This window comes from Sphingosinicella sp. CPCC 101087 (genome assembly GCF_004151485.1).
GTDB lineage: Bacteria > Pseudomonadota > Alphaproteobacteria > Sphingomonadales > Sphingomonadaceae > Allosphingosinicella.
Genome location: NZ_SBFF01000002.1, coordinates 391,372 through 406,525, shown reverse-complemented (window position 1 = coordinate 406,525; position 15,154 = coordinate 391,372). Strand labels below are relative to the sequence as shown.

Here is a 15,154-nt window from a genome sequence, read left to right as displayed (position 1 = left end):
CTTGGGGTAGAAGGTGTTAGGAGAGCGTGGAGTGGCCAGTGGGGAAATATTTCGGAGGGCGGCGCATATCCTCGTCCTCCTTCCGGCGCTCGCGCTGAGCGGGTGCATCCCCCAGGCTCAGAGCGCGCAGGCGGTGGGCACCGGTCAGGCTCGGACGCAGGCCGACGCGCCCAAGGTGCGGCCCGCCCGCTCCGCGCATCTCGTTCAGGTCCAGCGCCGGCAACCGGCGGCGCCGACCGCGCTCGAGATCGGCCAGCGGATCCTCGACACCCGAATTCGCCAGCTCGCGCAAGGCTTTGACGGCGACGTGGGAATCGCGGTGCGCGACGTGGAGAGCGGCTGGACGACGAGCTGGAACGGCACCCGCCATTTCCCCCAGCAGAGCGTCAGCAAGTTCTGGGTCGCGCTTACCGCGTTCCAGCGGGTCGATGCCGGCGAGCTCGACCTCTCGCAACGGGTCACCCTGCGCCGCGAGGACCTGACTCTCTTCCACCAGCCGATCGCGAGCCAGATCGGATCCAACGGCTATACGACGACGCTGGGCGACCTCCTCTTCCGTGCGCTGACGCAGAGCGACAATACGGCCAATGACGCCGTGCTTCGCCGCGCCGGCGGCCCCGAGGCGGTCCGCGCGATGCTGGCGCGCAAGGGCATTCAGGGCGTCCGGTTCGGGCCCGGCGAGCGGCTGATGCAGAGCCAGATCGCCGGCCTCCAGTGGCAGCCCAGCTATTCCGTCGGCCGCGCCTTCTACCAGGCACGGAGCAACGTTCCCCTCGAACGGCGACGCACCGCCTTCGAAAGCTATGTCGAGGATCCGATCGACGGAGCCACGCCGGAAGGCCTGGTGGAGGGGCTCGCCCGCCTGCAGCGCGGGGAGCTGCTCTCCCGGGCATCGACCGAGCGCATGCTGTCGATCATGTCGCAGACCCGCACCGGGCGTCAGCGCCTGACCGGCGGCCTGGCGCCGGGTTGGCGGATTGCCCACAAGACCGGAACCGGCCAGGTGCTCGGCTCCACCCAGACCGGCTACAATGACATCGGCATCCTGACCTCGCCCGAAGGCCGTCATTATGCGGTGGCGGTGATGATCGGGCGGACGAGCGTGCCGATCCCGCGGCGCATGGAGCTGATGCAGGACGTGACGCGCGCCGTGATCTCGTTCGATCGAACCCGGGAGGCCGGCACCGCCGCTACCCGCTAGCGGCGCCCGAGCCGCCGCAAGGGCTGGACTCCTGACGCCGCGGACGTGACGATGGGTCATGGCCCGTCCGCAATCGCCCGATTACGACCTGCGCCGCGACGCGATCCTCGCTGCCGCCGCCCGCCTCTACGCGCGGCGCGGATTTCGCGGCGCTTCGATCGCCGATCTGGCAAAGGCGTGCAAAGCGTCCAAGTCGCTCATCTACCATTATTTCCCCTCCAAGGAGGACATCCTCCACCAGGTCATGACCTCGCATCTCGACGCGCTCGTCGCAGCCGCCGGCGAGGCGACTCGAAGCGGAAGCGCCGAGACGCGGCTGCGGACGCTGACCCTGGCCTTCATGCGCCTCTATGTCGGCGCGCAGGACAGCCAGAAGGTGCTGTTGAACGAGCTCGACAATCTCCCCCCCGGCCCGCGCGCGGAAGTGATCGACAAGCAGCGCCGGATCATCGCGACGGTCGAGGCGCTGGTCGCGGAGGTCCGACCGGAGACCGGGCCCCTGTCGCTGCCGCTCACCATGCTCTTCTTCGGCATGATCAACTGGACCCACACCTGGTTCCGGCCGGAGGGGCGCGTCGCCACCGACAGCCTGGCAGACATGGCCGTGGACCTGATGCTGGAGGGCTTGGGATCGCCGGCGCTCGGCAGCCGGGGCGAGACCTGAGCAAGCCGTCAGGGCGCTTGCCTTCGAACTTCCCGCGAGCGCCGCGGCGCTGCAGACGGCTCCGCCCTTATTCCCCCATCTGCCTGAGCGCCGCACCGGCGCCGCGGCGAATGACGAGATTGCGGATCTCGGTCATGTCCTCCATCGCGAAGCGAACGCCCTCGCGACCGAGCCCGGATTCCTTGACGCCGCCATATGGCATGTTGTCGACGCGATAGCTGGGCACGTCGTTGACGACGACTCCGCCGACGTCGAGCCGGTCCCAGGCGTCGAGCGTCTTGAACAGGTCGCGGGTGAAGATCCCGGCCTGAAGGCCGAACTTGGAATCGTTGACCTCGTCGAGCGCGGCATCGAAATCGGTGAACCGCGACAGGAGCGCGACCGGGCCGAAAGCTTCCTCGCGATAGACCCGGCAGTTCCGGTCGACTCCTTCGAGCAGGGTCGCCTCGAGCATCGCCCCTTCCCTCTTGCCGCCGCACAGCAGCCGGGCGCCGGCGCCGAGCGCTTCCTGGACCCATTCGTCGAGGCGGCGCGCCTCGCCTTCGCTGATCATCGGCCCGATGAAGGTGTCGCGGTCCTTGGGGTCGCCGGCGACCAGCTTGCTCGCCTTGGCGCAGAGCCGGTCCCTGAACTCGTTGTAGATGTCGGCATGGATGACGATGCGCTGGACGCCGATGCAGCTCTGGCCCGACTGGTAGAAGGCGCCGAAGATGATCCGCTCGACCGCATCGTCGAGATCGGCGTCGCGGTCGACGATCACGGCGGCATTGCCGCCCAGCTCCAGGACGACCTTCTTCTTGCCGGCGCGCGCCTTCAGGTCCCAGCCGACCGCCGGAGAGCCGGTGAAGGAGAGCAGTTTCAGCCGCTCGTCGGTGGTGAACAGGTCCGCGCCCTCGCGATGGGCCGGCAGGATGGAGAAAGCGCCCTTGGGCAGGTCGGTCTCGGCGAGGATCTCGCCGATGATGATCGTGCCCAGCGGCGTCCGGCTCGCCGGCTTGACGACGAACGGGCAGCCGACCGCGAGCGCGGGCGCGATCTTGTGGGCGGCGAGGTTCAGGGGAAAGTTGAAGGGCGAGATGAAGCTGCAGGGGCCGATCGGCACCCGTTTCCAGATGCCCTGATAGCCCTTGGCGCGCGGCGAGATGTCGAGCGGCTGAACCTCGCCCGTCATTCTCACCGATTCCTCGGCCGCGATCCGGAACGTGTCGATCAGCCGGGTGACCTCGCCCTCGCTGTCCTTGATCGGCTTTCCCGCCTCCACGCACAGGGCATATGCGAGTTCGTCATACCGTTCCTTGAAGCGGTCGACGCAATGCTGGAGAACGTTCTGGCGCTCGTAGCTCGCCATTCGCGCCATTGGCTCGGCGGCCGCGGCGGCGGCGGCGATTCCCGCGTCGATGGTGGCGGCGTCGGCTTGCGCCACCCGAAACGCGACCTCGCCCGAATATTTGTCGGTGACCTCGAGATCCGCGTTGGGCTGCTTCGCCTCGTTGGCGAGGTAGAGCGGATAGACGTCCTTGAGCTTCACCATCGTTGAGTGTCCTTAACTCCGTTCGCCCGGGCCCGTGCTTCGGTACGGCGTTTCGACTTCGCTCAATGCCTACTCAGCATGAGCGGGGATGGAAAACCCTTCCTCCGCTCATCCCGAGTAGCGGCTTAGCCCGTCGAAGCCGCGCATCGAAGCACAGGCTCGTCGCGAACGGCCTTCCGTGGGTCAGGCCGGCGTTGGACCGACCGAGACCGGTGCGGCCGCTTCGGCGGTCTCGAAGGTGAGGCCCGCAGGTCGGCCGGCCTGCAGTGCGGCGCTCAGCTCCTTGATGTCCTTGTTGAGGATCCGGTCATTCTCCGAATAATCGACCGGGCAATCGATCAGGTGGACGCCCGGCGTGTCGAGGCAGCGCTCGAGCAGGCCGGGCAGCCCTTCGGCGCTGTCGACGCGGTAGCCGCTGGCGCCATAGGCCTCGGCATATTTGACGAAGTCGGGATTGCCGTAGGTGAGGCCGAAGTCGGTGAAGCCCATATTGGCCTGCTTCCAGCGGATCATGCCATAGGCGTCGTCGCGCAGGATCAGCACGGTGAGGTTGAGCCCGAGCCGAACCGCGGTCTCCATCTCCTGGCTGTTCATCATGAAGCCGCCGTCGCCGCAGATCGCCATGACCTTGCGGTCGGGATAGATCATCGCCGAGGCCATCGCCGACGGCAGGCCGGCGCCCATCGTCGCCAGCGCATTGTCGAGCAGCACCGTGTTCGACTGGCGCGCCGGATAGTTGCGCGCGAACCAGATCTTGTAGACGCCATTGTCCAGGCAGATGATGCCGTCGGCCGGCATCGCCTCGCGCACGCGCTTGACCAGGCAGGGCGGGAAGATCGGGAAGCGCATGTCGTCGCACAAGCTCGCGCTATGCTCGAGCTCCGCCTCCCGCGCGCGCAGCATGCGGTCGAACGTCCAGGTGCCGGACGGGACGATGTCCTCCTTGATCTGCCACATTGCGTTGGCGATGTCGCCGATCACCTCGACCTGGGGGAAATAAACGGGGTCGACTTCGGCCGTCTTCGTGCTGACATGGATCACCTCGGTTCCGCCCTGCATCATGAAGAAAGGCGGCTTCTCGATCACGTCATGGCCGACATTGATGATGAGGTCGGCCGCCTCGATCGCCTTGTGGACGAAGTCGCCGGCGGACAGCGCCGCGCAGCCGAGGAACTTGGGATGCATCTCGTCGATGACGCCCTTGCCGAGCTGGGTCGTGATGAAGGGGATGCCGGTCTTCTCGATGAACTGGAGCAGCATCCGGCTCGTCATCTTGCGATTGGCGCCGGCGCCGAGCACCAGGACCGGCGAACGCGCCTGCTCGATCTTGGTGACCGCGGCGCGCACCGATTTCTCGTCCGCCAGCGGCCGCCGCACCAGGCTTCGCTTCAGCGGGCGCGATTCGGTCGTCTCGTCGGCAATGTCCTCGGGGAGCTCGAGATGGACGGCGCCGGGCTTCTCCTCCTCCGCGAGCCGGATCGCTTCGCGCACCCGGCTCGGAATATTGTCGGCGGAGGCCAGCTGGTGCGTATATTTGGTGATCGGACCCATCATGTCGACGACGTCGAGAATCTGGAACCGGCCCTGCTTGGATTTCTTGATCGGCTTCTGGCCGGTGATCATCAGCATCGGCATGCCGCCGAGCTGGGCGTAGGCCGCGGCGGTCACGAAATTGGTCGCGCCGGGGCCCAATGTAGCGAGGCAAACGCCCGTGCGGCCGGTGTGGCGGCCGTAGGTGGCGGCCATGAAACCCGCTCCCTGCTCATGCCGGGTGAGGACCAGCTTGATGCGGCCTGAGCGCGACAGGCTGTCGAGAAAGTCGAGATTCTCCTCGCCGGGGACGCCGAAGATATACTCCACCCCTTCCTCTTCGAGGCACTGGACGAACAGATCAGAGGCTTTGGTCATCTCGCCGCTCCGATGGCGCCCGCACGGGCGATGGATCATGGCGGAGGCCGGCCGAGACGGCCACGATCCGCCCGGTCCCCCCCATTTCTCCCCTTGATGTACCGAGGATTGTTTCAACTGTCATCAGCAGCTTGCAAGCCACCCCTTCGCGCGGCTCGCAAGCATCGGGGTCGGGCTTTCCGGCTTGCGCAGGTCGGGCGTTTCGGTCCATAGTTTCGGACACGTTCTGTGGCTGCTCTGGGGGAAACGGGGCGGCATGGAGGGCAGATGGGGGGCAGCCGTAAATTCTTCGTGGGCTTCGGCGCGCTGGCGTTCGCCGCGCTGGCCGGATTCCTGCTGCTCGTCCGGCCGGCCGAGGCGCCGGCCCTCGCGCAGGCCGGCGGCGCCACGTTCGTCGGCGTCGCGAGCTGTGGCGGGACGACCTGCCACGGCCGCAGCGAGGGCGACGGACCCGTAGTCCGCCAGGACGAAATCATGCTGTGGCAGGACCCGTCGAGCGCCGCCGGCGCGCACAGCCGGGCCTATGCCGTGCTGAGCGATCCCCGGAGCAAGGTCATTGCCCAGCGCCTGGGCATTGGCGAGGCGAGCAGCGCCGAAATGTGCCTCGGCTGCCATGCGACGCCCGCCGCGGCGCGCGGTGCGCGTTTCCAGCTTTCCGACGGCGTCGGCTGCGAATCCTGTCACGGCCCGGCCTCCGGCTGGCTGTCGAGCCACTATTCGGTGGGCGGCACGCACGCCAACAACGTGTCGCGGGGCCTGGTGCCGCTTGAAAATCCGCGCGCCCGCGCCGCAGTCTGCCTCGACTGCCATTTCGGCAGCGCGGACGAGGGACAGTTCGTCACCCACCGCATCATGGCGGCAGGCCATCCCCGCATCTCGTTCGAGCTCGACCTGTTCACGACACTGCAGCAGCATCACCAGGAAGATGAGGACTATCACAATCGAAAGGGCGCTATAGATTCCGTCCAGATGTGGGCGGTCGGGCAGGCGATGGCGCTCGACCGGTCGCTCGGCCTGTTCACGACGGCCGGCCGCGGCACCGACGGCATCTTCCCCGAATTCTACTTCTTCGACTGCCACAGTTGCCACCGCCGCATCTCGGACGAGCCGAATTTCCGGCCGACTGCCGTGGCCAATCCGAGCCGACCGATCCCGTCCGGCATGCCGCCTTACAATGACGAGAACATGATCATGCTCGCCGCCGCGGCTCGCGTCGTCGCCCCGGACCTGTCGCAGCGGTTCGAGCGCGACAGCCGCGCCTTCCACCAGGCGCTCGCGCGCGACCGCGCCGCCGCGGTACGAGCGGCCGGGACGTTGCAGGAAACGGTTCGCGCCCTCGCCACCGCTTTCAGCGGCGCCCGGGTGGGCCGCGGCCAGGTATTCGCGATCATCGATTCGATCACCAGCGGCGCGATCAGCCCGCGCTTCACCGATTATGCCGGAAGCGTGCAGGCGGTGATGGCGACCGATACCCTGCTCTCCGCCCTGGTCGACGAGCGCCAGGTCTCCGAGAGCTCGGCCAACGACATCCGGGTGGACATCAATTCTGCGTATCGGGCCGTCCGAGATCCCAACGCCTACAGCCCCGGTGAATTCCGCGCTGCGCTCGGACGGGCCGCCGCCGCCATTCGGAGGCTCAGGTGAGGCGTAGCGTATCGTTGATTGCCATGGCCGCCCTTCTCGTCGCCTCCTGCGGCGGCGGCGGGGGAGGCGGCGGCAACGAGAATCCCGTGCCGCCCCCTCCCCCGCCGCCGCCGCCGGCGCCACAGGCGTTGTTCCAGACGCCGGCACTGGTGAACCTCACCGTCTCCGACGTCGAACGAATCATCGCGCAGGGGGTGGCGGAAGCGCAGGCCCAGGGTCAGCCCTCCGGATTCATCGTCATCGACCGGGTCGGCAACGTCCTCGCCGCCTTCGTCATGAACGGGACCGACCTGACGCTGCGAACGCCGCCCGCTCCGAACGGCCGGAGCACCGATCTGCAGGACCTCGACCTGCCGGCGCCGGCGGCGCTTGCCGGAGGCATCTCCAAGGCGCTCACTTCCTCTTATTTCTCGTCCATGGGGGCGGCCTTCTCCAGCCGCACCGCGAACGACATCGTTCAAGAGACTTTCCCGCCATCGCGCGGCACCCGAGGCCTGGAAAGCGGCCCACTGTTCAGCGTTCAGTTCAGCCAGCTTCCCTGCTCTGACGTCGCAAGCCGCTTTCCGAACCGGGCCGGAAGCCACCGAGGTCCACTCGGCGTCGGCGCCGATCCCGGCGCCTTCCCGCTGTACAAGAACGGCGCGGTGGTCGGATCCGTCGCGGTCATCGGTGATGGCGTCTACGGATTCGATACCGAGTTTCTGGACAAGGACGGCAACGTCGAGGAGGTCATCGCCCTCGCCGCCACCGCCGGCTTCGAACCGGCGCCGCAGATCCGCGCCAACCGGATAGCGGTGGACGGCACCCTGCTGCGCTATTCCGATGCCACGCCGGCCGATTTCCGAAGCAGTCCTGGCAGCGCCCCCGCCTTCGCGTCGATCAACGGCACCGTCGGCAACCTCGTCGCCATCCGCGGATACAATGATGCGGTGATCGTGCCCGGGACGGTCTACGGAAGCGAGGAGTCCGGAATCCGCCCGGCTGCCGCCGGCGAGTATGACGTGCCGGAAGTCTGGGTGGTCAGCGACGGCGCCGGGAGCAATCGTTATCCCGCCCGCGCCGGCACGGACGGGGCCGGCGCGCTGTCCGCCTCGGAGGTGCGCGCGCTGCTCGAGGAGGCCTTCAAGGTCCAGCGCGCGGCTCGCGCGCAGCTGCGCTATCCGCTCGACAATCGTGCTCAGAACACCATGGTCGTGGTCGATACCAATGGCGAGATTCTCGGCCTGGTGCGCGGTCCCGACGCATTGGTCGATGCGATCGACGCGGTTCCTCAGAAGGCGCGGACCACGGTCTTCTTCTCCAGCCGTTTCGCGGCTCCGGACCTGCTGGCCAATCCTACGTCGGGCGTCTCCGATTATGTCGCCGCGGTACGCACCTTCCTTGGCGATCCCTCGGCGCTCACCGGCAACACGGCATTCTCGCTGCGCGGCATCGGCAATATCGCCCGGCCCTGGTTTCCCGACGGGCAGCTCGGCCGCCCGCCCGGACCGCTGTCCGGCCCGATCGAGCAGTTCAACATCTTCTCGACCGGACTGCAGTCGCGGCTGATCACCGACGACATCCTGGGGCACGTCGGCTTCGTGCTCGGCGCCAATGCCACCGATGTACCGCGGAGCTGCACGCGCTCCCCGCAGGTCAGGCCGGGCCGCAACCGGATCAATAACGGGATCACCCTGTTCGCCGGCGGCGTGCCGATCTATCGCGGCAACCAGCTCGTCGGCGCGATCGCCTCGTCCGGCGACGGCAACGACCAGAGCGACATGATCGCCTTTCTGGGCCTTCACAATGCTGGGATCCGCCTTGGCGGTTCGATCGGCAATGCCGATCCGGCGAACCGTTCCGATCGGATCCAGATCCCGACCGGCAGCACGACGACCCGGCTGCGCTGGGTGCTGTGTCCGTTCAATCCGTTCGTCGGCACCAACGAGCAGAATGTCTGCCAGGGCAAATGACGCTCGCGGCCGCCTTCGTTTCACTGCTGACGTCGGTGGATCCGGCCGCCCTTGCCGCGTCTCCGCCCGATCGGTCAGCGCCGCACCCGGCTGCCGCCTCGTCGCTCGCCCTCGTCTCCCAGGACGACGAAGTCGCTCCCACGGAAGGGGCGGCCTCGATGTCGGAGGCGCAGCCACTGCCGCCCAACGAGCGAGGCGAGCCCCCGCCCGTGCCGCTGGATGAAGAACTGATCGAAGGTCGACGGCGGCCCGACATCGAGCGCGACCTTCCCGACGCGGTCGAGCAAGTGAATCCCGGCGCGATCCGCTCACCGCCGCCGGAGGCCTTTCCGGGCTTCAACATTCCGATTCCCGACCGCTGGCGGCTTATCGAGAGTCTCGGCATCGTCACCGAACGCTGGTGGGACCCGTACAACCAGAACACGCTCAAGGGCGATCGGCCGCTGTGCATTCCGACCGAGGAGGAGCAGGAGCGGCGGCGGCAGGCCGGACAGCGGCGGTGCGCCACACCGCGCTGGCTCGGTCTGCAAAGCAATGACTGGTTCTTCGTCGCCAGTGCCGTTTCCGATACCGTGTTCGAGCCGCGCAGCTTCCCGATCCCGGTCGGCGTCCAGTCGACGCAAAATCCGGACAGCAACGACGTCTTCGGCCGGAACAACAGCATAGCGGCGGTCCAGACCTTCATCTTCGGGGCCGCGCTGATCAAGGGATCGACGGCCTACAAGCCGCCCGACATCGAATGGCGCGTGACGTTCGCCGCCCAGGCCAATTATGTCGACGTGCCGGAGCGGCGTGTGCTCGACGTACGCCCGACGGTGGGCAGCAATCGGTTCGACTATGCGCTCGGCGTGCAGGAGGCGTTCCTCGACTACCATCTGGGCGACACCTCCTATCGCTATGATTTCTACAGCTTTCGGTTGGGCATACAGCCGTTCAACCTCGATTTCCGGGGTTTCCTGTTCCAGGATCAGCAGCTCGGGTTCCGGCTGTTCGGCAATCGCGACAACAACCGCTTCCAGTTCAACCTGGCCGCGATCTGGCGGCTGGAGAAGGACACCAATTCCGGCCTCAACAACCTGTTTCAGCGGCCGCGGGACGACTGGGTCCTGCATGCGAACGTCTATCGCCAGGATTTTCCCGTCATCAACGTGACGAGCGAACTCAGCCTGACCTGGAACATCAATCGCGAACGCGGCGAGATCGAGGTCGACGACAACGGCTTCCCGGTGCGCCCGGCACTGATCGGCAATCTCCTGACGCGCAATTACGACGCATTCTACGTCGGCTATAATGCCGACGGCCATATCGGCCGGCTTAACCTGTCCGCCTCGACCTATGCCGTGTTCGGGTCGGACCGGAGGAACATCTTCACCGGCGAGAATGCCCGCATCGAGGGCTATTTCGCCGCGATCGAGCCGTCCGTCGATTTCAATTGGATCCGCGTTCGCGGCGCAGGTCTGTTCGCCAGCGGCGACGGCGATCCCTATGACGACGTCCAGCACGGCTTCGACGCGATCTTCGAAAATCCGATCTTCGCCGGCGCCGACACCAGCTACTGGGTTCGCCAGACGATCCCGTTCGCCGGCGGCGGCCGCGCGGTTTCGCTCAACGGCCGCAACGGCATCCTCAACACGCTCCGCTCCTCCAAGGAGCAGGGCCAGTCCAACTTCGTCAATCCAGGGACGATGCTGCTCGGCGTCGGTGCCGACCTGGACATTTCCCAGCAGCTGCGCGTGTCGGGCAACGTCAATCACCTCTGGTTCCACCGCACCGAATCACTCGAGGCGCTGAGGATGCAGGGGACGATCCGCCGCGACATCGGCTGGGACATCAGCGCCGCCCTCATTTACCGGCCGACGGCGATCCAGAACGTCGTCTTCCGCCTGTCGGGTGCGGTGCTTCAGCCCGGCACCGGCTTTCGCGATCTGTTCGACGATCAGCCGCAGGACGACCGCTATTATTCCGTCCTGCTCAACACCATCCTGACGTATTGAGAACGGGGGCGATGCGTTTCAGCGAACTTGGCAGAAAGGGCCTTATCGGGGCTGCGATCGCGGTCTCCGCCCTGATCGGCGCGTCCAGCCTGGGCGCGGCCGAAAAGGAAAAAGCCTATGTTCGCGACTACAGCCTGGTCCGAGCGGCTCCAGCGCCGCGCACGCAGGACTGGGCGGAGGCGGAAGCGAAGAGCGCCGGGTGCCAATCCTGCCATACGGACAGCGACGCCCACACGATGCACCGATCGCCGGCGGTCGTGCTCGGCTGCACCGATTGCCATGGCGGCAATCCGACCATCACAGCGCCTGCCGGCGCGCATGGCGCAGACGATCCGGCCTATGTCGTCGCGCGCGACCAGGCGCACGTGCTGCCGATCTACCCCGACAGCTGGCACTGGCCCTCGAGCGCCAATCCGAGCCGGACCTATACCCTGCTCAACCGCGAGGCGCCGGAATTCGTCCGCTTCGTCAACCCGTCCGACTACCGCGCCGTACGCGACAGCTGCGGCGCCTGCCACATGGAGATCATCGAAGCGGCCGAAAGATCGATCATGGCCACCGGGGCGATGCTGTGGGGCGGCGGCGCCTACAATAACGGCATCCTGCCTTTCAAGAACTACATGTTCGGCGAAGCCTATACGCGCGACGGCCAGCCCGCCCGGATCCAGTCGCCCATCGGCGGCCAGATCACCGAGCAGCAGCGCGCCCGCGGCGTGCTTGCGGAAATGTACCCACTGCCGACCTGGCACGTCGTGCCGCCGGGCGACATCTTCCGGGTGTTCGAGCGGGGCGGTCGCAACATCAATACGCAGTTCGCCGAGGTCGGCCTGCCCAATCCGACCGGATCGATCCAGCGGCTCGAGGAGCCCGGCCGGCCGGACCTCAGGCAGTCGAATCGCGGCCCGGGCACGGGGCTTCGCGTGTCGATCCCGATCCTCAACATCCACAAGACTCGCCTCAACGACCCGTTCATGTGGTTCATGGGGACGAACGACCAGCCCGGCGACTATCGTCATAGCGGCTGCGCCGGCTGCCACGTCGTCTATGCCAACGACCGCGAGCCGCGGCACAGCCTGACCTACAGCCAATATGGCCGCGACGGGCAGACGGCGACGGTCGATCCCGCGATTCGCAACCTGGTCCAGCACGATTCCGAAGGAGAGGCGGCGCACGAGGCCCCGGCCGATTCGAACCACGCAGCCGTGCGCGAGCGCGGCCATCCGATCCGGCACGTCTTCACCCGCGCCATCCCGACCTCGCAGTGCATGACCTGCCACATGCACCAGCCGAACATCTTCCTGAACTCCTATCTCGGCTACACGATGTGGGATTATGAATCCGACGCCGACCTGATGTGGCCAGGCCCGGAGAACCGCCTGCCGGCGCGCAATGCGGAAGAGGAAAGGCAATTCCGGCAGCAGCGCTATCCGGACCAGGAAGAGGTCCACGACGTGCTGGACCGCAATCCGGAAGGCGCGGCGCCCCGCGGTCTGTGGGCGGACGTCGAGTTCCTGCGCGAGGTCTACGACCGGGTGAACCCGCTGGCCCGCCACACCCAGTTCGCCGACTATCACGGCCACGGATGGAACTTCCGGGCGATCTTCCGCCGCGACCGGGAAGGCAACATGGTCGATGCCGACGGCAACATCATCCCGCCCGGGGATCCCGACACCTTTCGCCGCGAGGGCGAGGGGCTGTTCGCGCCCGTCGGCACGAATCCGGGCAAATCGGTGCACATGATGGACATCCACGCCGAGCGCGGCCTGCAGTGCGCGGACTGCCATTTCAGCCGCGATTCCCATGGCAACGGCTTCCTCTACGGCGAAGTGGCGAACGCGATCGAGATCGGGTGCAAGGACTGCCACGGCACCGCGCGCGAATATGCCAATCTGCGCACCTCCAACGTCGCCGCCCCGCCTCGCGGCACCAATCTAGAGCTGATCCGCAACGAAGACGGACGCAGGCGCTTCGAATGGGTCGAGCGCGAAGGCCGCCGCGTGCTGATCCAGCGCTCGATCGTCGATCCCAACCTCGAATGGGAAGTGAGCCAGGTCCGCGACAGCGCCGATTCCGCCCTGCCCCCTTGCGATGCTCGAGGCGACGAGGCGACGCAGGGCCCGTGCTTCAACATTCGCTCCGCACGCGCCAAGCTGATGTCGCGCAGCGGCGCGGAGACCGGCAAGTTCCTGTTCGGCGAGGGCGTCTCCGACAACGATCTCGCTCATCCGGACGACGAGATGGCCTGCTTCACCTGCCATCTGTCCTGGACGACGAGCTGCGCCGGCTGCCACCTGCCGATCGAGGCCAACAACCGCTATGTGTCGCACCATTATGAGGGCGGCCAGACGCGCAATTTCGCAACCTACAACCCCCAGGTGGCTCGGGACGAGATGTTCCAGCTCGGCCGGCACCAGACCACCAAGGGCAACATCATTGCGCCGGTCCGTTCGACTTCGGCGCTGATCCTGTCCTCGACCAACGTGAACCGCGAGCGGATCTACATCCAGCAGCCGCCGATCGCCGCGTCCGGCTTCTCCTCCCAGGCCTTCGCGCCCCACTTCCCGCACACGGTGCGCCGCACCGAGACCAAGACCTGCACCGACTGCCATCTGTCGGCGAGCAACGACAATAATGCGATCATGGCGCAGCTGCTGCTGCACGGCACCAACTTCGTGAACTTCGTCGGCCTGCACGCCTTCAGCGGCATGGAGAGCGGCTTCCAGGCTACGCGAGTGACCGAGTGGGAAGAGCCCCAGGCGGTGATCGGCTCGTACCTGCACCGCTACGCCTATCCGGACTATTGGCGCATGCATGTCGATCGCAACGGTCGCGAACTGATAGAGTGGACGCGCGGCCAGACATTCGACGAGAATTTCAGCGGCGAGACGCGCGCGCTCGAGCAGTTCGCCAACATCGTGCAGGGCACGCGCGGCGCAGTCCGCTGCCTCCAGCATCGAGGCGAATATATGTTCGTCGCGGAGGGCGATGGCGGCTTCATGGCGTACGACATCGCCAGCCTGGGCAACAAAGGCTTCTCGGAGCGCATCGTCACCGGACCGGTCTCACCGCTCGGCCACGACACGCGCGTCGGATCGACCAACGCGACCTGCATGGCGCTGCCGACCAACCAGCCGATCCGCCCCGACCGCAACGTCAGCATGGCCGAGACGGTGCGGCCGCAGCCGGACGGCAGCACGATCAGCCTGCTCGAGGAGAATCAGGAGCAGCGTTTCCATCCCATCTACGATTATGCGGTGGTGACCGACTCCGCGGAGGGGCTGTTCCTCGTCAACGTCAACACCTTGTCCGACGGCGAGCCTCGCAACAACTTCCTGCGCCGCGCGCGTCTGGCCTCGGGCGCGACGACGTGGAACGAGAACGGAGTCCTGAACGGGGCGCGCCACATCATCCTCGCGGGCCATTATGCCTACATCACCGCAGACATCGGCCTGGTGGTGGTGAACCTCGACGACCCGCTCCAGCCGCGCCTTACGGCAACCCTGCCGCTCACCGACGCCCGCGCGTCGGCCCTTCAGTTCCGCTATCTCTGGGTCACCGACGCGGAGGGGCTCAAGCTCTTCGACGTCACCGACATGTCAGCGCCGCGGCCCGTGCCGGAGGCGACCGTGCCGCTTGCAAATGCCCAGCGCATCTATCTCGCCCGCACCTATGCCTATGTCGCCGCCAAGCATCAGGGCCTGGCGATCATCGACGTCACCAATCCGGAACGGCCTGGCACACCGACCTTCGTCACCTTCGACGGGCGGATGAACGACGTCGAGGACGTGATCGTCGCGTCGACCAACGCCTCCCTGTTCGCCTATGTCGCCGACGGCCGGAACGGCGTGAAGGTGCTGCAGCTCACCTCGCCGGAAAGTCAGCCGAACTTCTACGGCTTCTCGCCGCGTCCAGTGCCGGAGCTGATCGCCTGGGCGCGCACCCCCTCCCCCGCTCTGTCGCTCTCCAAGGGCCTGGACCGCGACCGTGGAGTCGATGAGACCGGCGGCCAGATCGCCGTGTTCGGCCGGCTCGGCTCGCGACCGTTCAACCGGGAGGAGATGGAGCGCCTGTTCCTCAACAGCCGCCGCATGCCTTATTATGTCAGCGACACCGGCACGATGCAGGAATGGGTGCCGATAAGACAGGCGGCGGTGCAGCGCTGATCCTCCGTTTCCGACGAGGAAAGGCAGGCGCCTTCGGGCCGGTCGGCTGGGGTCGCACCTGGCCTGGAACCATAAGCTGAAAATCAGCGGTTCGCCG

The 15,154-nt window shown here is 66.8% G+C and carries 8 protein-coding genes; 6 read left to right on the top strand and 2 right to left on the bottom strand.

All coding sequences use genetic code 11. The annotated features are described in order from the left end of the window. Positions 1 to 31 precede the first annotated feature (31 nt). A complete protein-coding gene (gene bla / locus EKM57_RS05085) occupies positions 32 to 1,201 on the top strand; it encodes a class A beta-lactamase (RefSeq protein WP_243450893.1) in 1,170 nt (389 codons plus the stop codon). A gap of 58 nt (positions 1,202 to 1,259) precedes the next feature. Then, positions 1,260 to 1,865: a TetR/AcrR family transcriptional regulator gene (locus tag EKM57_RS05080; protein ID WP_129791383.1), complete on the top strand. Its 606-nt coding sequence runs from the start codon at positions 1,260 to 1,262 to the stop codon at positions 1,863 to 1,865. Between the two features lie 67 nt (positions 1,866 to 1,932). Here the strand turns inward: EKM57_RS05080 and EKM57_RS05075 are convergent, their stop codons facing one another. After that, positions 1,933 to 3,396: an aldehyde dehydrogenase family protein gene (locus EKM57_RS05075; RefSeq protein ID WP_129791382.1), complete on the bottom strand. Its 1,464-nt coding sequence runs from the start codon at positions 3,394 to 3,396 to the stop codon at positions 1,933 to 1,935. Positions 3,397 to 3,579: 183 nt separating this feature from the next. Beyond that, a complete protein-coding gene (locus tag EKM57_RS05070; protein WP_129791381.1) occupies positions 3,580 to 5,304 on the bottom strand; it encodes an acetolactate synthase large subunit in 1,725 nt (574 codons plus the stop codon). 267 nt (positions 5,305 to 5,571) lie between these two features. On the opposite strand from EKM57_RS05070, the gene EKM57_RS05065 reads away from it, so the two are divergent. From EKM57_RS05065 to EKM57_RS05050, 4 genes are all read left to right on the top strand, one after another. After that, positions 5,572 to 6,948, top strand: a complete 1,377-nt coding sequence (locus EKM57_RS05065; protein WP_129791380.1) for a multiheme c-type cytochrome — start codon at positions 5,572 to 5,574, stop codon at positions 6,946 to 6,948. A gap of 23 nt (positions 6,949 to 6,971) precedes the next feature. Continuing rightward, a complete protein-coding gene (locus tag EKM57_RS05060; protein ID WP_129791379.1) occupies positions 6,972 to 8,900 on the top strand; it encodes a heme-binding protein in 1,929 nt (642 codons plus the stop codon). Between the two features lie 158 nt (positions 8,901 to 9,058). Next, the gene (locus tag EKM57_RS05055) at positions 9,059 to 10,894 is read left to right on the top strand and encodes a hypothetical protein (RefSeq protein ID WP_243450901.1); all 1,836 of its coding nucleotides are present in this window, start codon (positions 9,059 to 9,061) and stop codon (positions 10,892 to 10,894) included. An 11-nt stretch (positions 10,895 to 10,905) separates the two neighbouring features. Beyond that, positions 10,906 to 15,057, top strand: coding sequence for an LVIVD repeat-containing protein (locus tag EKM57_RS05050; RefSeq protein ID WP_129791378.1), 4,152 nt, complete (start codon positions 10,906 to 10,908; stop codon positions 15,055 to 15,057). Positions 15,058 to 15,154: the final 97 nt, after the last annotated feature.